General features: G+C 55.3%; 14 protein-coding genes. 10 read left to right on the top strand and 4 right to left on the bottom strand.

Annotated elements, in window-relative coordinates; genetic code table 11:
* The first annotated feature begins 14 nt into the window (after positions 1 to 14).
* Positions 15 to 938, top strand: a complete 924-nt coding sequence (locus TOLA_RS00315) for a L,D-transpeptidase family protein (RefSeq protein WP_012728287.1) — start codon at positions 15 to 17, stop codon at positions 936 to 938.
* A gap of 244 nt (positions 939 to 1,182) precedes the next feature.
* On the opposite strand, the gene TOLA_RS00310 is transcribed toward TOLA_RS00315, so the two are convergent.
* Complete coding sequence (locus tag TOLA_RS00310) at positions 1,183 to 1,431, bottom strand: LPP leucine zipper domain-containing protein (RefSeq protein ID WP_012728286.1); 249 nt, start codon at positions 1,429 to 1,431, stop codon at positions 1,183 to 1,185.
* A 217-nt stretch (positions 1,432 to 1,648) separates the two neighbouring features.
* Positions 1,649 to 4,267 (bottom strand): hybrid sensor histidine kinase/response regulator, encoded by a 2,619-nt coding sequence (locus TOLA_RS00305; protein ID WP_012728285.1) that lies wholly within the window; start codon positions 4,265 to 4,267, stop codon positions 1,649 to 1,651.
* A 157-nt stretch (positions 4,268 to 4,424) separates the two neighbouring features.
* Here TOLA_RS00305 and TOLA_RS00300 point away from each other — a divergent pair, with 157 nt between their 5' ends.
* The 7 genes from TOLA_RS00300 to TOLA_RS00270 all read left to right on the top strand — a co-directional run bounded on the left by TOLA_RS00300 (position 4,425) and on the right by TOLA_RS00270 (position 12,121).
* The gene (locus TOLA_RS00300) at positions 4,425 to 5,948 is read left to right on the top strand and encodes a sugar ABC transporter ATP-binding protein (RefSeq protein ID WP_012728284.1); all 1,524 of its coding nucleotides are present in this window, start codon (positions 4,425 to 4,427) and stop codon (positions 5,946 to 5,948) included.
* A 25-nt stretch (positions 5,949 to 5,973) separates the two neighbouring features.
* Positions 5,974 to 6,963 (top strand): ABC transporter permease subunit, encoded by a 990-nt coding sequence (locus TOLA_RS00295; RefSeq protein WP_218916112.1) that lies wholly within the window; start codon positions 5,974 to 5,976, stop codon positions 6,961 to 6,963.
* 73 nt (positions 6,964 to 7,036) lie between these two features.
* Positions 7,037 to 7,978, top strand: a complete 942-nt coding sequence (locus tag TOLA_RS00290; protein ID WP_012728282.1) for an ABC transporter substrate-binding protein — start codon at positions 7,037 to 7,039, stop codon at positions 7,976 to 7,978.
* 109 nt (positions 7,979 to 8,087) lie between these two features.
* Positions 8,088 to 9,533: a xylulokinase gene (gene xylB, locus TOLA_RS00285; RefSeq protein WP_012728281.1), complete on the top strand. Its 1,446-nt coding sequence runs from the start codon at positions 8,088 to 8,090 to the stop codon at positions 9,531 to 9,533.
* A complete protein-coding gene (locus tag TOLA_RS00280; protein ID WP_012728280.1) occupies positions 9,534 to 10,223 on the top strand; it encodes a D-lyxose/D-mannose isomerase in 690 nt (229 codons plus the stop codon).
* Between the two features lie 12 nt (positions 10,224 to 10,235).
* A complete protein-coding gene (locus TOLA_RS00275; RefSeq protein ID WP_012728279.1) occupies positions 10,236 to 11,096 on the top strand; it encodes a ketose 1,6-bisphosphate aldolase in 861 nt (286 codons plus the stop codon).
* Complete coding sequence (locus TOLA_RS00270) at positions 11,096 to 12,121, top strand: carbohydrate kinase family protein (protein ID WP_012728278.1); 1,026 nt, start codon at positions 11,096 to 11,098, stop codon at positions 12,119 to 12,121. Before TOLA_RS00275 ends, TOLA_RS00270 begins: the two co-directional genes overlap by 1 nt.
* Here the strand turns inward: TOLA_RS00270 and TOLA_RS00265 are convergent, their stop codons facing one another.
* On the bottom strand, positions 12,122 to 12,862 hold the full coding sequence (locus TOLA_RS00265; RefSeq protein WP_012728277.1) for a response regulator: 741 nt from the start codon (positions 12,860 to 12,862) through the stop codon (positions 12,122 to 12,124).
* A gap of 113 nt (positions 12,863 to 12,975) precedes the next feature.
* Between TOLA_RS00265 and mak the strand changes: the two genes are divergently transcribed.
* Positions 12,976 to 13,890 (top strand): fructokinase, encoded by a 915-nt coding sequence (gene mak, locus TOLA_RS00260; RefSeq protein WP_012728276.1) that lies wholly within the window; start codon positions 12,976 to 12,978, stop codon positions 13,888 to 13,890.
* Between the two features lie 48 nt (positions 13,891 to 13,938).
* Here the strand turns inward: mak and malT are convergent, their stop codons facing one another.
* On the bottom strand, positions 13,939 to 16,659 hold the full coding sequence (gene malT, locus TOLA_RS00255; protein ID WP_012728275.1) for an HTH-type transcriptional regulator MalT: 2,721 nt from the start codon (positions 16,657 to 16,659) through the stop codon (positions 13,939 to 13,941).
* 256 nt (positions 16,660 to 16,915) lie between these two features.
* On the opposite strand from malT, the gene malP reads away from it, so the two are divergent.
* Positions 16,916 to 19,351, top strand: coding sequence for a maltodextrin phosphorylase (malP, locus tag TOLA_RS00250; RefSeq protein ID WP_012728274.1), 2,436 nt, complete (start codon positions 16,916 to 16,918; stop codon positions 19,349 to 19,351).

The raw sequence follows: 19,351 nt of genomic DNA, 5'->3' as shown, positions 1-19,351 counted from the left end.
ATTACAGGATCTCTATGAACATCATGCGCAATGCCATGCCAGCTCTGCTGTGTGGACTGATGCTGACCAGCCTGTCCGCGTCAGCCATTGAATACGAGCTGCCAGAAGCCAACAGCCGCCTCGTCGGTCAGAATGTGGAATATGTGGTTCCGGCTGACAGCAAACAACCATTGGAAGCAATCGCGGCCAAATATCAAATCGGCCTGAGCGGCATGATGGAAGCCAACCCGGGCGTGGATCCGTATTTACCACACCCTGGCAGCACGCTGGTCATCCCGCATCAGCTGATCCTGCCGGATACACCCCGTCAGGGTATTGTGATCAACGTGGCTGAAATGCGTCTGTATTACTACCCGAAAGGCAAAAACACCGTGGAAGTCCTGCCCATCGGTATCGGCCAGCTGGGTACAGACACACCGGAAAACTGGGTCACCTCAGTACAACGTAAACGAGCCAACCCGACCTGGACGCCAACCGCCAAAGTACGTCGTGAATATGCGGAAAAAGGTGAGCCATTACCCGCTGTATGGCCAGCCGGCCCGGATAACCCGATGGGTCTGTTCGCACTGTATATCGGTAACCTGTATGCCATCCACGGCACCAATGCGCCATTCGGTATCGGTCTGCGTGTGAGCCATGGTTGTGTGCGTCTGCGTAATGACGATATTGAGCATCTGTTCAATGTCGTACCTGTCGGCACCCGTGTCCAGTTCGTCAACCAGCCAATCAAAGTAACGCATGAGCCGGATGGCCTCCGTTATATGGAAGTGCACGAGCCGCTGTCACGCACGTTTGAAGAGCTGAGCTCGAAGGAGCCATCCACATTGACCATGAGCCCGGCAGTAGGCCGTTTCATTGCCAATGCGGATACCGACTCGCATATCGTGAAACAGGCACTGGAAGAACGTTCTGGTATGCCAACCGTGATCAATCCGTAAGCGGATTACCGGATAAGTCATCAAACCTCGCTGCGGCGGGGTTTTTTTGTATCGCAATAAAAGCAGAAAGCAGAAAGCAGAAAGCAGAAAGCAGAAAGCAGAAAGCAGAAACAAGCTGCCAGATCAGAAGATATGTGACGATAAAAACAATGCGGGAATAGCTGAGCGGAAATTTTCAGGGGCCGGAAAATGATGAGGCACCGCTAAGCGGTGCCACATCAAGAGGATTATTCTTAAAGAAATATTATTTCTTGTAAGAAGTAGCCAGGTTGTCCAGACGTGCGTTAGCGCGAGCAGCTTCTGCTTTAGCGTCAGCAACGTCAGCAGCCAGTTTGCTCTGACCGTCTTTGATTGAACCGATTTCAGTAGCCAGCTGGTCAACTTTACCAGTCAGGGTCTGAACGTCAGATTCAACTTTAGAAGTGTTTGCACAACCAACCAGCAGGGTTGAGCTCAGAGCGATGGTGCCCAGCAGTACTTGATACTTGTTCATGATAACTCCTTTGACTTTATAGGATGGCTTCAAGCCTAAATAGTATGACACAAAAGCTGTCATTCGAATCAATACTAACGGAGATTTTTTTGCATTTTGCACTAAAAGCTCATCGTACTGATCCTTGGCGCTATCTTCTCCGATTTATGCCCATCAAACAATCTCTATGATAGGACTCAGGCAGAAAAAACTTGAAAAATACCCGCTCAAATCAATTTTAGGCGGTTTTTTTCTGCCATAAACGGGTTAATTGCGTCACCAGATCGGCCCGGGTGTAAGGTTTTATCAGCAAAGGCCAGCTCTGCGAAGCAGCCTGTTCACTAAAATCATGCCCACTGACCAGCAGTAACTTAATATCCCGCCGCAGTTGTTGTGCCTGCTGCACCACTTCAATGCCGCTGGCCTGCCCCGGCAACACAATATCACTGATTAATAACTGCACTTCAGGGATGGTCCGTACCCAGGACAGCGCCTGTTCACTGCAATCGGTATCCATCGTCAGGCAACCCATGCTGTGCAGGTATTCACACAAGGTCTGCCGCACATCCGCCTGATCTTCCAGCACAACCACCAGCGGCATCTCGTCATCCGACCAGACCGGCGCAGAAACCGTGGCTGAAGGCAACGCTATCGGTTCCGCTTCTGCACAGGGTAATTGCAGACGAACACAGGTGCCACGCTCCGGCTCACTGTCGATCTGTACGCGGCCTCCCGACTGGCGGACAAAGCCATATACCATCGACAATCCGAGTCCGCTGCCCTTGCCAGCCACTTTGGTGGTGAAGAACGGTTCAAACACCCGTTGCAGAACCTCCGGTGTCATCCCGCAGCCCTGATCGATCACTTCCACCGTCACCATATCCTGTACCCGGCCACTGGTCCGTTGCACCCGCTGATTAAACAGCCGTATACGGATCACACCGCTGCGGCCTTCCATGGCATCCCGGGCATTCACCACCAGATTCAGCAGGCTGTTCTCCAGCTGATTGGCATCCATCCAGGCCGGACGCAGCTCAGACTGAATATCCAGCTCCAGCCGCAACGAGGCTGGCAACGAATGCTCCATCAGTTCGCGCAGGTTGGTAACCAGTTCGGCCAGATCAATCGCCCGCGGACGCAGAGCCTGTTTACGGGAGAAGGCCAGCAGACGTTGTGTCAGCTGTGCCCCGCGCTCGGTGGCCTTATAGGCACGTTCAATACGCTGCCGGGTACGCTCGGCCAGCGCATCGTCATCGGTCAGCAACAGTTCCAGATTGCCCAGGATCACGGCCAGCAGATTATTGAAGTCGTGCGCAATACCGCCGGTCAGGTGCCCGACCGCCTTCATCTTCTGACTGTGGATCAGTTCCGCTTCCAGAATTTTACGATCCGTCCGGTCCAGCACCATGCTGGCCATACTCATGTCTGCCAGCCGGTTCAGCCGCAGCTCCACATACCGTTCCCCGGCCAGTTGTAATTCCAGTGTCAGCACATTGTCTTCCGCACGCCACAGATGATCCGGTGACAACGGTTTGCCGTCACTGCGTTGTGCGCCGTTCTGCTGCAGACGCTGCAATACTTCACGAAAGTGGCTGCCATGCGCGATCTGATCCAGTTGCAGTAAAGAGGCATATTGCGGATTACAGACAATCAGGGCACCTTCGGCATCAAACAGTGCAAAGCCATCGCGGATGGAGAGAAAGGTCGTTTCCAGCTGGATGCTTTTCTCTTTAAACAGCTTGGTCACCCGCGCCAGCGACGCGGCATTGTTGGCAAACACGTTAAACGCCCGCGCCAGATCGCCAAGCTCATCCTGCCGGTTCAGCGCCGGCACCTTGACGGTACGCTCCCCTTTACTCAACCGGGTCATGGCATCCGCAATCGCACTGACCAGCACCCCCATATTGTCATAGATATAATTCCCGGCTAAGGCGGTGATGATGACCGCCAGCAAACCGAAGATTTCAATCGTGAATGTGCTGGTCTGTAATTTGTTGTGGGTCAGCTCGGCCCGCGAACTGGCCGAATGCACCACCAGCTGCACATACTGGTTAATGTCCTGATCCAGCAGGTTCACCAGCGCCTTGATACGGAAGGTATGATAGGCAATCGCCAGATCGCTGTTTTGCAGCTTCTGATTCAGTTCGTCCACCGGCTGCAGCGTATTACATAATTCGAGCAATATCCGCTGCCGTGCGGAGTCAACCTGCGGGATCATCTGTTGCCAGCGCTGGCGCAGCAGCGAGAGTTGCGTCAGGACATCGGGGGATGCCGGAATCGTCAGCGTCATCTCCAGCATATTGGCAAACAGGGTCTGTTCTAATGCTGTGGGCCACCCCGCCCCGTTGTCTTTTGCCAGTAACTCTAATTGCGATTGCGCCTGATAAATCACCCCCAGCAAATCATGCCGCTCCAGATGACGGGTCCGGGTCAGATCCAGTAACCGACGCACACTTTCCTGCAGTTCATCACTGCGTGTATGAATACTGTTAATGAGTTGCGGCTGCTGCTGGGCCAGTGGTGCCGCCGCCATTTTGGCCAGCGAATCGCGCAAGCCCTGTAACGAGGTTTTCAGCAGATCGGATTCACTCTGATACTCCATCGCACCGATAACCTGCGTCAGACTCACCGCCACGGTGGCCACTTTGGCTGTTTTGACGCCGACTTCCATGCCGCTGTTCATTTCTGACAGCGTACTTTCCTGCATCTCGGTCAACAGTCGCCCGGCATTGTTAAAACCGAAGACGGCAATGATACCGATGGCCAGCGTCAGCGAGACCACCAGCAAATTGAATGACAAAAGGCGGCCACGGACACCTGAAAACAAGGGCTTACGACGGGATGACAATGACGGCATAACAAATTCTCATATCCAGCAAGGGTCTCAGAGTAGCCGCTCACCGCCATGAACTAAAGTGCCGTTAACAATATGACAATTGTGAATCACACAAAACATACGCCATTTACATACCGGTGTTTTACTGCTGGCATGAAACTTCACCATGAGGCAGATGATGAGCGATAAACAACCCATACTGGAGATGCGAAACATCGCCAAACGTTTCGGCCAGTTCTACGCCCTGAAGGATGTCAGCCTGACGATCTATCCCGGGGAAGTCCATTCTCTGATGGGAGAGAATGGTGCCGGTAAAAGTACCCTGATGAAAATTCTGGCCGGTGCTTACACCGCAACTGCCGGTGAAATCTTCATTGATGGCAAACCCTTTACCATCAACGGTCCGAAAGATGCGCTGAATGCCGGTATTACCCTGATTTATCAGGAAATCAATCTGGCACCGAATCTGACCGTTGCCGAAAACATTTTCCTCGGTTCGGAACTCACCCGTAACGGGATGGTGAACCGCCAGAAAATGGAAGAAGAAACCCAAATCGTGCTCGATCGTCTGGCCGCCCGCTTTAAAGCGTCGGCCAAAGTGTCCAATCTGAGCATTGCCGAACAGCAACAGGTCGAAATCGCCCGCGCCCTGCACCGGAAGAGCCGCGTGCTGGTGATGGATGAACCGACGGCCGCCCTCTCTTCCCGTGAAACCGACATGCTGTTTGCGCTGATCAAGAAACTGCGCAGTGAAGGCATGGCGATCATCTATATCAGCCATCGTATGGCCGAGATTTATGAGCTGTCGGATCGTGTCAGCGTGCTGCGTGATGGCCAGTATATCGGCAGTCTGATGCGCAGCGAACTCTCCGCCAGTGAGCTGGTCCGCATGATGGTCGGACGTCCGCTCAACGATCTGTTCAACAAGGATCGCACCATTCCGAAAGGGGATATGGTGCTGGAATGTCAGGATCTGACGGATGAGGACAAAGTCCTGTCCGGAACGCTGAATGTCCGCGCCGGTGAAATTATCGGTCTGTCCGGTCTGGTCGGCGCCGGTCGTTCTGAACTGGCACAAATGATTTTCGGTGCCCGCAAGGTCGCCTCCGGAGAAATTAAACTCCGGGGTAAACCACTGGAAATCAGAAATCCCCGTGATGCGATTGATTGCGGGATCGGCTTTCTGACGGAAAACCGCAAAGAACAAGGGCTGTTTCTGGAGATGACCGTACACGACAACATCGTGATGGCCACCATTGAACGGGACAGCAAATTCGGTGTGCTGAGCGAGCAGAAAAACCGCGCCATCAGCGACACCGCCATCAAAACGCTGAACATTCGTGTCCCGCACAGCCAGGTAGCGGCCGGGAGTTTATCCGGTGGTAACCAGCAGAAACTGCTGATTTCGCGCTGGGTCGCCATCCATCCTAAGTTGCTAATTCTGGATGAACCGACCCGCGGCGTGGACGTCGGTGCCAAGAGCGAGATTTACCGGATGATGACGGATATGGCACGCAAAGGCGTGGCGATTCTGATGATCTCCAGTGAATTACCGGAAATCGTAGGTATGAGTGACCGCGTTTACGTCATGCGCGCCGGCAGTATTGTCGGTGAACTGGACGGCGAAGCGATCACCCAGGAAAACATCATGGAGCTGGCTACCGGGGCAACCCACCATATAGCCGGCACGGCAGTTGCGTGAGAGAGAACCAGGAATGAGTAACGCTATGAGCACACCCAATACCCATACTGCGGCCACCAGCCCGGAGAAAAAATTCACGCTGCACAGCGTGATCCAGTCGGTAGGGATCTTACCTGTTCTGATCCTGATTTTTATTGGCTTCAGTCTGATGACGCCAAACTTTGCTACCGAATCCAACATCATGAACATCGTGCGTCAGTCCTCGATTAACACGGTACTGGCGGCCGGGATGACCTTTGTCATCATCACCGGCGGGATTGACCTGTCGGTCGGTTCGATTCTCGGTGCCACTGCGGTCATGGCGATGGTGACATCGCTGAGTCCGGAGCTGGGGTTACTGTCGATCCCGGTTGCGCTGATGGGCGGTTTGCTGATGGGGACGCTGAACGGCGTGATGGTGGCCTATATCGGTTTGCCGCCGTTCATTGCCACGCTAGGTACCTATACGGCCCTCCGGGGAGCAGCCTATCTGCTGGCGGACGGGACTACCGTCATCAACAACGACATTAGCTTTGAATGGATTGGTAACGCTTATTTAGGCCCTATCCCGTGGCTCGTGGTGATTGGTTTCGTGGTGATCGGTATCTGCTGGTTCATTCTGCGCAAAACCACACTCGGTATGCATGTCTACGCGGTCGGTGGTAATGCCAATGCGGCACGCCTGACCGGTATCAAGGTCGGTCTGGTACTGACTTTCGTATACGCCATGAGCGGTTTAATGGCCGGCCTGGGTGGGATCATGAGTGCCTCCCGTCTCTACAGTGCCAACGGTAACCTCGGCGTTGGCTATGAATTGGATGCTATCGCGGCAGTTGTGCTCGGTGGTACCAGTCTGTCAGGTGGTATTGGTTCTATCACCGGCACATTAATCGGCGCATTGATTATCGCCGCCATGAACAACGGGATGACGCTGATGGGTGTCTCCTACTTCTGGCAGCTGGTGATCAAGGGCTGTGTGATCATCATTGCAGTTCTGATTGATAAATATCGTACCCGGAAACATGCGGGTGCCTAATACACACACGGGCGTCCAATGACGCCCACTATAACGCAACACCCCCTTACAACAACGGCGGAGTACAACAATTATGCGTTTGAACAAACTGATGTCCACCCTGGTCGCAGCAGCAGTCATTACCACCGCACCGCTGGCTCAGGCCAAAGACCTGAAATCTATCGGTGTTACCGTCGGCGATCTGGCGAACCCGTTCTTCGTGCAGATCACCAAAGGTGCTGAAATGAAAGCGCGTGAACTGGCAGGTCAAGACGTCAAAGTAACACTGGTATCCAGTGGTTATGACTTAGGCCAACAGGTTACTCAGATCGATAACTTCATCGCCGCCGGCGTGGACATGATCGTACTGAATGCGGCTGATTCCAAAGGGATCGCTCCGGCAGTTAAACGTGCCCAGCAAGCCGGCATCGTGGTGGTAGCGGTTGACGTTGCCGCCGAAGGTGCTGATGCCACTGTAACTTCCAACAACACGCAGGCCGGTGAACTGGGTTGCCAATACATTGCCGACAAACTGCAGGGTCGCGGTGACGTTGTGATCATCAACGGTCCACCAGTATCTGCAGTAACCAACCGTGTTGATGGCTGTATGACTACGCTGAACAAATACAAAGACATCAAAGTACTGTCTTCTAACCAGAACGGTAAAGGCAGCCGTGAAGGTGGCCTGGAAGTGATGACTTCTCTGCTGGCTGCACATCCGAAAATTGATGCGGTATTTGCTATCAACGACCCGACCGGTATCGGTGCGGATCTGGCAGCCAAACAGGCGCAGCGCAGTGAATTCTTCATCGTCGGTGTAGATGGTTCACCGGATGCGGAAGAAGCTCTGAAACGTGATAACAACCTGTTCGTTGCAACACCAGCTCAGGATCCACAAGTCATGGCATCCCGAGCCGTAGAAATCGGTTATGACATTCTGCAGGGCAAACCAGCACCGAAAGAACCAGTGCTGATCCCGGTAACCATGATCGATCGCAACAACGTGAAAGATTACAAAGGCTGGACTGTTAAATAATTCACCCCATACGACACGCCGCCGCAAGGCGGCGTTTTTGCCACTGTGGTCAGTGTTTTTCTCCTCGTAAGAATGCTGACCAGACGGGCAATTTTCCGGGAGCCACCGCATGTTCCTTGGTATTGATTTAGGGACCTCCAGCCTCAAAGTCGTGTTGCTGGATAACAATGAAAAACTGATCGACAGCGTCAGCATGCCGTTATCGGTGCAACATCCGCAACCCGGTTTCAGCGAACAACACCCGGATGACTGGTGGCAGGCGCTGCAGCAGGCCATGTTACAGTTCAAAAAACGTCAGGCTGCCGCATTGCAGCAGGTCCGGGCGATTGGTTTCAGCGGCCAGATGCACGGGGCCACGCTGCTGGATGAGCGGGGTAGCGTACTGCGCCCCTGTATTCTGTGGAACGATGGCCGTAGTGCCGAAGAGTGTCGCTGGCTGGAACAACGCGCCGACTTCATCGGTATCACCGGTAACCGCGTGATGGCTGGTTTCACAGCGCCGAAATTACTCTGGGTACAGCGCCACGAACCGGATATTTTTGCCCGTACCGCACACATTCTGCTGCCAAAAGATTATCTGCGCTACCGCATGAGCGGTGATTTCGCCAGTGATATGGCCGACAGTGCCGGTACCTTGTGGCTCGATACTGCGCGCCGCCAGTGGAGCGAAGAGTTGCTGGTGGCCTGTAATCTCACCGTCAATCAGATGCCGGAATTATATGAAGGTAATCAGGTGACTGGCACGTTATATGATACGTTAGCCGATGACTGGGGTTTACCACGGAATACACCGCTGATTGCCGGTGCCGGTGACAATGCCGCCAGTGCCATTGGCCTTGGCGTGCTCAAAGCCGGCGATGGTTTTGTCTCGCTCGGCACGTCCGGAGTTATTTTTGTCGCCGCCGATCAGCACTACGCCAATCCGCAACAAGCGGTACACAGCTTCTGTCATGCCCTGCCCGAGCGCTGGCATCAGATGGCCGTCACCTTAAGTGCCGCCGCCTCTCTGAGCTGGTTTTCCAGACTCACTTCCACACCGGAAGCGCAACTGGCGCAGGAAGCAGAACAACATGATGCGGGCGATGTGCTATTCGCCCCGTTCCTTAATGGTGAACGCACGCCGTGGAATGCACCGCATGTGCGTGGCGCATTCTTTGGCCTCGCCGACCAGCATCAACGCGGCCATTTAGCCCGCGCAGTCATGGAGGGCGTCGCTTTTTCGTTAGCCGATGGCTACCGCGCGCTGCAACAGGCCGGTTGCGCCCCGCATCAGATGATTGCCACCGGTGGCGGTGCCCGCAGCCAGTTCTGGTTACAGATGATTGCCGATCTCACGCAATGCCGCATCATCGTGCCGACCTATGCCGATGTCGGCGCTGCCTTTGGTGCGGCCCGTCTGGCTCGGCTGGCCATTGAGCCGGAAGCCTTATCACATCTGACTTCGCACGCCGTACCTGCGACAGCCATCATCCGACCACAATCACAACCCGATCTGCAGGCACGCTATCAGCGTTACCAGCAGCTGACCCGCTGGTTGTGCCAACAGGAGGGGTAAATGCGTCGTTCACAGCTCAATGAAATTTTAGCCGACAGCCAGGCGCTGTTTGCACAACACCAGATTTATCTGCCGCCGTTTGCGCATTTCACACCACAGGACTGGACCACTCAGGATCTGACCCGTTTTCAGGAAGTGTTCGATCTGCAGTTAGGCTGGGATGTCACCGATATGGGCAGCAATGATTTTGCCAATACCGGGCTAACCCTGTTCACCTTGCGTAACGGTTCGGTCGGCGGAAAACCCTACCCGAAACCGTATGCCGAAAAAATCATGATCAGCCGCGAAGGTCAGCAAACACCATTGCATTTCCACTGGTACAAGATGGAAGACATCATTCATCGTGGTGGCGGCAACATGATTATTGAGCTGTATAACCGCACCGCCGATGAACAGTGTGACACCACCGATGTGGAAGTTGTGCTTGATGGCGAACGTCAACGGCATAAAGCTGGCAGCCGCTTGCGCCTGACCGCCGGACAAAGCATCTCGCTGACACAGGGTCTGTATCACTCGTTCTGGGCCGAGCCCGGACATGGCCCGGTGATCCTCGGTGAAGTCTCGATGGTGAATGATGACCGGCGTGATAACCGCTTCCTGCGGCCGCAATCCCGTTTCAGTGAAATCGAAGAAGACACCGATCCACTACACTTGCTGTGTAACGAATATGCCCGTTTTCTGCCACTTTAAGGAGCTACTGTTATGCCACTGATCTCTCTCGCTCAGGGTCTGTCTCATGCCCGTGCACATGGTTATGCTTTAGGTGCCTTCAATGTGCTGGACACCCATTTCCTGCGCGCGCTGTTTGCTGCCGCCAAGGCACAACGCTCACCGTTTATTATCAATATCGCGGAAGTGCATTTTAAATATGTCTCGCTGGAGGCGATCTGTGCCGCAATCAAGGCGGAAGCGGCGCTGCACGATATTCCGGTGGTACTGAACCTCGATCACGGCACCAGTTTTGACGCAGTGATGAAAGCGATTCGCCTCGGTTTTACCTCGGTGATGTTTGATGGCTCGGGGTTAAGTTATGAAGAAAATATCCGCCAGACCGCGGAAGTGGTGAAGATGTGCCACGCACTGGACATTTCAGTCGAAGCCGAACTGGGCGCGGTTGGTGGCGATGAAGGTGGTTCGCTGTACGGCTCCTGCGACAGCAGTAAATTTACCGATCCAAGCAAAGCCACTGACTTTGTCACCCGCACCGGTATTGATGCACTGGCTGTGGCGATTGGGAATGCGCACGGTAAATACCGCGGTGAGCCAAAACTCGACTTCCCGCGCCTGCAAGCGATTCAGGAACAAACCGGTTTGCCGCTGGTGCTGCACGGTGGTTCCGGTATCAGTGATGCGGATTTCCGCAAAGCGATCTCGCTCGGTATTCACAAAATCAACTTCTACACCGGCATGTCACAGAATGCCTTAGTCGCGGTAGAACAGGCGATGCAGCACCGTGAAACCGCCTACGATGAACTGGCGCACATGCTGATGGGCATTGAAGCAGCCATCCAGAAAACGGTGGAAGAGCAGATGCAGATCTTTGGCAGCGCAGGAAAAGCCTGATGAACGCCCCTCGTTGTGGCATCCTCGCCGCCGGCACCATGCTGGTCGATCATGTGCATCTGATTGATGACTGGCCGGAACAAGGGCGGCTGGCAACGATACTGCACACGGAGAATGCGACCGGCGGAGCCGTACCGAACGTGTTACGTACGCTGGCCCGGATGAAAACCGGGCTGCCGCTGGCCGCTGCCGGACTGGTCGGCGATGACCTCGACGGGGAGTTTATCCGTCAGTGTCTCAGTGATGATGATATTGATTGCCGCTGGTTGCAAACCGCAGCACTGCCCACCAGTATGACGCAGGTGATGACCAATCAGCGCAACGGGCAACGCACCTTCTTTCATGCCCATGGCAGCAATGCGGCATTTGATGCCCACATTCTGGAGGGGCTGCACAGTCCGCATAAGATCGTGCATCTGGCCTATCTGTTGCTGCTGCAGCAACTGGAAAAACCAGACCCTGAATACGGTGTGGTGGCAGCGCGCCTGTTCCATCAGTTACAGCAAAAAGGTTATCTCACTGCGCTGGATTTGGTCTCCATCGATGATCCGGAACGCGCCAAACGGGTGGTATTACCAGCTTTGCCGTATGTGGACTATCTGATCATCAATGAACTGGAAGCCGCCACGCTGACCGGCCAGCCACTGCGCACCAGTGAGGGTAAACCAGACCTGATCCAGATCCCGCATGCCGCAAAAAATCTGTTGCAGCAAGGGGTAAGGCAAGTCGTGGTGATCCATTGTCCGGAAGGTGCCTGGGCGGAAAACACTAACGGTGACAGCCTGTTTACCCCCTCCTACTGGATTGAACCGCAGGAGATTGCCGGCACGGTCGGTGCCGGTGATGCCTTCTGTGCCGGGGTGCTGTATGGCCTGCATCAGCAATGGGGACTGCTCGAAACGCTGCAGCTAGGGAATGCCTGTGCGCGCTTCAATCTGCGCAGTACCAATGCGATTGACGGCGCGGCCCCACTCGGGGAGTTACAGGCATTCATTGCCGCGCAAACCGCCGGCAATAAGGGGTGATCAGGCTTTATGTACGACCGTGACTTCCCGCGACATCACATAGCCGGCACCACGGATGGTGCGGATATATTCCGGTTGTTTCGGGTTAGGTTCGATTTTACGGCGCAGACGCATAATCAGCACATCGATGGTACGGTCAAACACGTCGAGCGCATCGCTGTGGGTCATCTCCAGCAACTGATCGCGCGTCAGCACTTTACGTGCATTTTTCAGCAGTACCGTCAGCAGCGAATACTCGCCCTGCGTCAGTTCGATATCATCGCCATCCGGGGTATGCAACCGGCCGGTATGGGTGTTGAGCAACCAGCCATCAAAGCGGAAGCCGGGACCGCTGATCGGCACGGCGATACGACGTTGCGGGTTATCGCTGACCGGGGTACGTCGCAGCACCGCTTTGGCCCGCGCAACGACAATACGCGGTACAAACGGTTTGGCGATGTAATCGTCGGCACCCATTTCCAGACCCACCACCATGTCGGATTCGGTAGCCAGACCGGTGAGCATAATGACGGGCAGATCAGGGAATTGCATGCGGATTTGCTGTAACAATAACAGTCCGCTCATGTCGGGCAGCATCAGATCCAATAGCACCAGTGCGATATCAGGTTCCTGCTGCAAAGTTTGCAATGCTGCTTGTGCCAGATGACAGCTTCTGACCTCAAAGACATGCTCACTGAGCACATCGGTCAGCAGTTCGCAGATCGCGATGTCATCATCCACAACCAGGATTTTGTTTTTCATTTTTATGCAGGCCCGTGCCGGAAACAGATAAAACAGATTGTAGTCATTTTACCAATAATGAACTGTGAGCTGACCTGCGTCAGCCGTCATCAAACAATAAGAGGAAACACAAAGTGCGCATCGGAATCGATTTAGGCGGAACCAAAATTGAAGTTATTGCTCTGGACAGCGATGGTGGTGAGCTGTTCCGGAAACGGGTGCCAACACCGCGTCATGACTATCAGCAGACCCTGGAAGCTATCACAGGACTGGTCCTGGATGCTGAAGCCGCAACCGGGAAGAAAGGCTCGGTGGGGCTCGGTATTCCCGGCACCATCTCGCCGTTTACCGGCAAGGTGAAAAATGCCAACTCCACCTGGCTGAACGGCCAGCCGCTGGATAAAGATCTGGAAGCCATGCTGGATCGCCCGGTCCGCATCGCCAATGATGCCAACTGTCTGGCCGTATCCGAAGCCACTGACGGGGCCGGCGCCGGTGGCAAACTGGTGTTCGCCGTGATCATCGGTACCGGCTGCGGTTCAGGTATCGCCATCAATAGCCACGTGCATGCCGGTGGTAACGGGATTGCCGGTGAATTCGGCCATAACCCGCTGCCGTGGATCGACGAGGAAGAGTGGAACTACCAGAACGCCACCCCTTGCTACTGCGGCAAAAAAGGCTGTATCGAGACTTATGTCTCCGGCACCGGCTTTGCTAACAGCTACAAATTCAATACCGGCAAAGAACTGAAAGGTGCGGAAATTATGGCACTGGTGGCGCAAGGCGATGCCGCCGCGATCAAGGCCATTGAGGACTACGAACGTCGTCTGGCCAAAGCGCTGGCCCATGCGGTCAACCTGATGGACCCGGATGTCATCGTACTGGGCGGCGGCATGAGCAACGTGGAGCGCATCTACGACAACCTTCCGCGTCTGATGAAGGAATATGTCTTCGGTGGTGAGTGTGAAACGCCGGTACGCAAAGCGCTGCACGGCGATTCCAGCGGTGTGCGTGGCGCCGCCTGGTTGTGGCAGCGGGATGATCTGTAATCCGGATAATCACTGAGGTGTCCGCTAACGGACACCTCTCCGTTTTTCTTACACCCCATACCCCATCAGTTTCAGCAGCTTCTGTGCCTGCTCGACCGCATCCTGCCGGTGCAGAATGCCCAGTTTCTGATACAGATTGCGGATATGCGTTTTGATGGTGGTTGCGGCGACATCCAGCTCGACCGCAATCTGCTCATTGCTGTAACCGGAGTAAATCAGCCCCAGCACCTGCCACTCGCGCTGCGTCAGCGGACTGGTGCGGATCAGCTCCGGTACATTCGGATGATTCAGCAATTTCTCGACAAACCCTTCATCGAAATGGGCGAATTTGTGGCGGTGATGCTGGTTGATATCTTTCAGCAGGCGCTGCGCCTTGTGCTGCTCCATCTCTGACAAGGTATTCAGCTGCAATAGCTGCCGCAGCAGTTGCGCCACTATCTCGCCTTCAATCACGAAGTGACTGACAAAGCCGGTACGATTCGACAGCGTCAGCGCTTCCATCAGCGTACGCTGCGCTTCACTGCGCTCGTCACATTGCCAGTGCAGCACGGTACAGAGCAGCAGATTACGGTTGAGATCGCTGTACAGATTCAGCCGCCGCGCTTCTTCGTTCAGGTGCTGCAGAATTTCCGCAGCCAGATCGTTTTCCTCCAGAATCAGGTGCGCCCGGGCAATGTTACGCCACTGTCCCTGCAGAAAATGGTTACAGGCCGCGTCCGGACGTTCCGCCTGTGCCAGCCAGTTGCGTACCGACTGTTTGTCGCCGGTCATCTGCCAGTACAGCAGCCGCGGAATATCGGCATTATTGATCCAGTCACTGTGATAATCGGCATTGTGCAGCAGCACTTCACAACGCTGCAGATGCTGACTGGCGTTGTCGATATCGCCGCGTGCCAGCGACACTTTCGCCAGCATCGCCACACACTGCAGTTGCTGCTTCTGCTCATATCCCGCTAACACCTGCAGCCCCTGCCGGGCACAGCTTTCGGCTTCATCCAGCCGGTACCACGACCAGAGCACCTGCGCACGGATACGCAGCAAAAATTCATGCAGCGGTAATTGTTCCAGATGCTGGTTCTGCACCAGTTCCAGCGCCTTATCCTGCACCTCATACGCCGCCTGCAGGAAACCCTGTGCAATCAGGATTTCACTCTGCTGCAGCAACGCCCACAACGCATAGTGATAGGTACCGTGGCGCCGCGCCATCTGCTCGGTACGCTGCATCATCGGCAGTGCACTGCTCAGCTGCCCGAGATAATGGTGCACTTCGCCAATGACCGAGGTGGCGACAATCCGGCCATAGAAATTGGTCGGTGGCAGTTGCTGCAACGCCTCACGCGCCAGATGGATCGCCTCCTCCGGCTGGTTGGCATTCAGCGCCACCTGCGCCCGCAGCGCATTAAACTCACCCTGCAGCGCATCGTTGAGCCGTACCTGATGTTCCGCCATCGCCTGTTTCGCCCGCTCCAGCAAGGCATCCACCTGCGTGTAGCGGTGCTGGCTCTGCGCCAGCCAGGCCTGCAGCAGCACCAGATTCGGACTTTGAATGAGCTCGTCATACGGCAGTGCCTCCAGACAGCCGGACAGCAGCGCCAGTTCGCCATGATGGAACAGCGACCAGCCGTATTGCAGCAGGATCTCCCGCAGCAGCAGCGCATCACTGGCCGCCAGTGCATGGTGGATCGCTTCCGACGGAATGTTCAGTGCCTGCCAGCCGGCCGCGGCCCGCCGGTGTAGTTCCGGCAGTTCCGCCGCCAGTTGCTGCAGACAACAGTGCTGCAGAAACGAGGCAAACAAGGGGTGGAAACGGAACCAGATGGTATCGCCGTCCATGTCCATACGCTGCACAAACAGCCCCCGCCGTTCCAGCTCACCGAGCTGCGCCAGTCCATCCTGTCGGCCGGTGAGTTTCGCCACCAGCGAATCATTCATCGAACGCAGTACCGAACAACGCAGCAGAAAATCCCGCGTTGGTGCATCAATGCGATCCATTACTTCTTCCGCCAGATACTCCCACAGATAGGTAGTATTCAGACCGGAAAGTTTGCGGGCTGACTGATGGACCGTAGAACGGGAATCCGGTGAGGACAAGGCGATCAGCTGCAGTGCCGTTGCCCAGCCCTCCACTTCATCACACAGCGTGGCGCTCTCCTGCTCATCCATCGGTGTCGTCAGGCGATTACAGAAAAATTGCTGTGCTTCCTGATGGTTAAACGCCAGCAACTGGTTATCCAGCTCCAGCAACTGCTCCCTCACCCGCAGGTTGGCAATACCGAGCGGCGGCAATGCCCGCGAGATCACCACCAGCGTCAGATTGTCCGGCTGATTACGCAGGAAGAAGCGCATCGCTTCATGAATCTCTTCATTATCAATCAGATGGTAATCATCGATGATGAGGTAGGTCGGTTCGGTCCAGTCGGCCAGTTCGGCAAACACCTGCCCCAGCAATGATGATAGACGCGCGTACTGATGCTTCTGACTGAGCGACTCGCTCTTCACGCAATGGCCACCGGTCGCATGTTGCAGCGCCGCGACCAGATAACGGGCAAAACGCTCCGGCTGATTGTCACTGTCATCCAGCGAAAACCAGCCGACATGCGGCAATGTCGCCGCCCACTGCGCGATCAGCGTGGTTTTGCCATAACCCGCCGGGCCATGCAGCAACACCAGACGATAATCCAGAGCCGTTTGCAGGCGTTGCAATAACCGCTCGCGGGTGATGGCATTTTGCAGTCGTACCGGGCGACTCAGTTTCGAAGGGATCAGCATAACGTCATTTCCAGTTATCTGTGGTCTCACAACCGCCACAGAACAATATTTTCAACTGCGGCACACGGTGCCTGCCGGATGATCTTTTTTCAATGCAGTCACTCACAAAACCATACTAACCGCTCACTAATCGCCTGTCCTACGCCCTGCTCATCCTCCTCGCTAATCTTTTTTCAGGAGGAGGTAACAGCTGATTTTTCGCTTCAGGATAGTCATCAATCGATTTGGGTTTTCCTGATGACGAAGGACGAAACGAATGACAATCAAGAAGCAGAGTAAAAAGCCGGCACTGTTTTCGGCCGCCGAATTTGAAGCAGCACTGACCCGCCAGTGGCAGCGTCTGGGTTTGCAATCCGCCACTGAAATGACGCCATATCAGTGGTGGCTGGCAGTGAGTGCCGCCGTCAACGAGCAGGTGGCGGCGCGCCGTACTGAAGGACAACTGCGCGCGGCAACTGGTGCCGAACGCCATGTGAACTACCTGTCACTGGAATTTCTGGTCGGTCGTCTGACGCTGAATAACCTGATCAGTCTCGACTGTGCCGATGTCGTGGCCGACGTGGTCAGAAAATACGGGCGTGAACTGACAGACCTGCTGGAGCAGGAAGTCGATCCAGGTCTGGGCAACGGCGGTCTGGGCCGTCTGGCCGCCTGTTTCCTCGACTCGATGGCCGCGGTCGATCAACCGGCGATCGGGTATGGCCTGAGTTACCAGTATGGTCTGTTCCGTCAGTCGTTCCGCAACGGTGAACAACAGGAAGCGCCGGATGACTGGCACAGTGAACATTATCCGTGGCTGACCAGACACACCGGCCTCACGCTGCCGGTCGGCTTTGGTGGTGAAGTGCGTACCGATGACGAAGACCGTCAGTACTGGGTACCAGCGCTGGTCGTGCAGGGCGAAGCGCATGATTTGCCGATCCTCGGCTACCATAATCAGGTGGTACAAACCCTGCGGTTGTGGCATGCCAGCCACCCGACCCCGCTCGATCTGCAGAAATTCAACGACGGTGAGTATTTACAGGCCGTTGACGCCGGTGTCACCGCCAGCAAACTGAGCAAGGTGCTCTACCCGAGCGACAACCATCAGCCCGGCAAAGAGCTGCGCCTGATGCAGCAATATTTCCACTGTGCCTGCTCAATTGCCGACATTCTGCACCGCCATTTGGCCGCTGGCCGCACACTGCTGTCACTGCCGGATTATGAAGTGATCCAGCTGAACGACACCCATCCGACCATCGCCATTCCGGAACTGATGCGCGTGCTGCTGGATGATCATCAGATGTGCTGGGAAGATGCCTGGTCGATCTGTACCCGTCTGTTTGCCTACACCAACCACACCCTGCTGCCGGAAGCGCTGGAGTGCTGGCCGCAGGATCTGGTGGCCACGCTGCTGCCGCGTCATTTCTATATCATTGATGAAATTGATCGCCGTTTCATGGCGCAGGCGCAGCAACAGTGGCCGGATAATGAAGACGTCTGGCAGAAAGTGGCGGTAATTTATGACGGTCAGATCCGCATGGCGAACCTGTGCGTGGTGACCTGTTTTGCCGTCAATGGCGTGGCACAGCTGCACTCCGATCTGGTGAAGAGTGATCTGTTCCCGGAATACAACGACCTGTGGCCACACAAATTCCACAACGTCACCAACGGCATCACCCCGCGCCGCTGGCTGAAACAATGTAACCCGGATCTGGCCACGCTGCTGGATGAGACACTGAAAGTGGACTGGGCGCGCGATCTCGACACGCTGCGCGATCTGGAACCGTTCGCGGCGAAAACCGATTTCCGCCATCGTTACCGCGACATCAAGTTCGCCAATAAACAACGTCTGGCCGATTACGTCTGGCAGACTCAGGGCATCAAACTTGATCCACATGCCATCTTCGATGTGCAGATTAAACGTTTGCACGAATACAAACGCCAGCACCTGAATCTGCTGCAGATCATCGCCCGTTATCAGCAACTGCGCGCCCAGCCGAATCTGGCGGTGCCGCCACGCGTATTCCTGTTTGCCGCCAAAGCCGCACCCGGTTATCACCTGGCGAAAAACATCATTCTGGCGATCAACAAGGTAGCGGAGCGCATCAATAATGATCCGTTTGTCAACGACAAGCTGAAGGTGGTGTTCCTGCCGGACTACCGCGTCACCATGGCGGAACTGCTGATCCCGGCTGCCGATGTTTCCGAGCAGATCTCCACCGCCGGTAAAGAAGCCTCCGGCACCGGTAACATGAAACTGGCGATGAACGGTGCACTGACCGTCGGCACACTGGACGGCGCTAACGTCGAAATTTCCGAGCAGGTCGGCCGCGATAATCTGTTTATCTTCGGTCATACCGTGGACGAGGTGAAAGCGATGCTGGCCGCCGGTTACCAGCCGCAGCATTACTATCAGCAGAATCCGCGTCTGAAAGCAGCGCTGGATGAACTGATGAGTGGTTATTACACCCCGGACAATACGCAGGCGCTGCAGCCGCTGTGGCACAGTTTGCTGGAAGGGGGCGATCCGTATCTGGTACTGGCTGACTTCGATGCCTACTGGGAAGCACAGCAACAGGTCGATGCGCTCTACCAGCAACCGGAAGAGTGGCTGCGACGCTGCATTCTGAACACCGCCCGTACCGGTATGTTCAGCTCTGACCGTTCCATCCGTGACTATCAGCGCCAGATCTGGCAACCAGCGGTATAA

The organism is Tolumonas auensis DSM 9187 (assembly GCF_000023065.1).
In the GTDB taxonomy this organism is placed as follows: Bacteria; Pseudomonadota; Gammaproteobacteria; order Enterobacterales; family Aeromonadaceae; genus Tolumonas; species Tolumonas auensis.
Note: the sequence above shows the minus strand (reverse complement) of the source record. Positions and strands in the feature narration are given on the sequence as shown.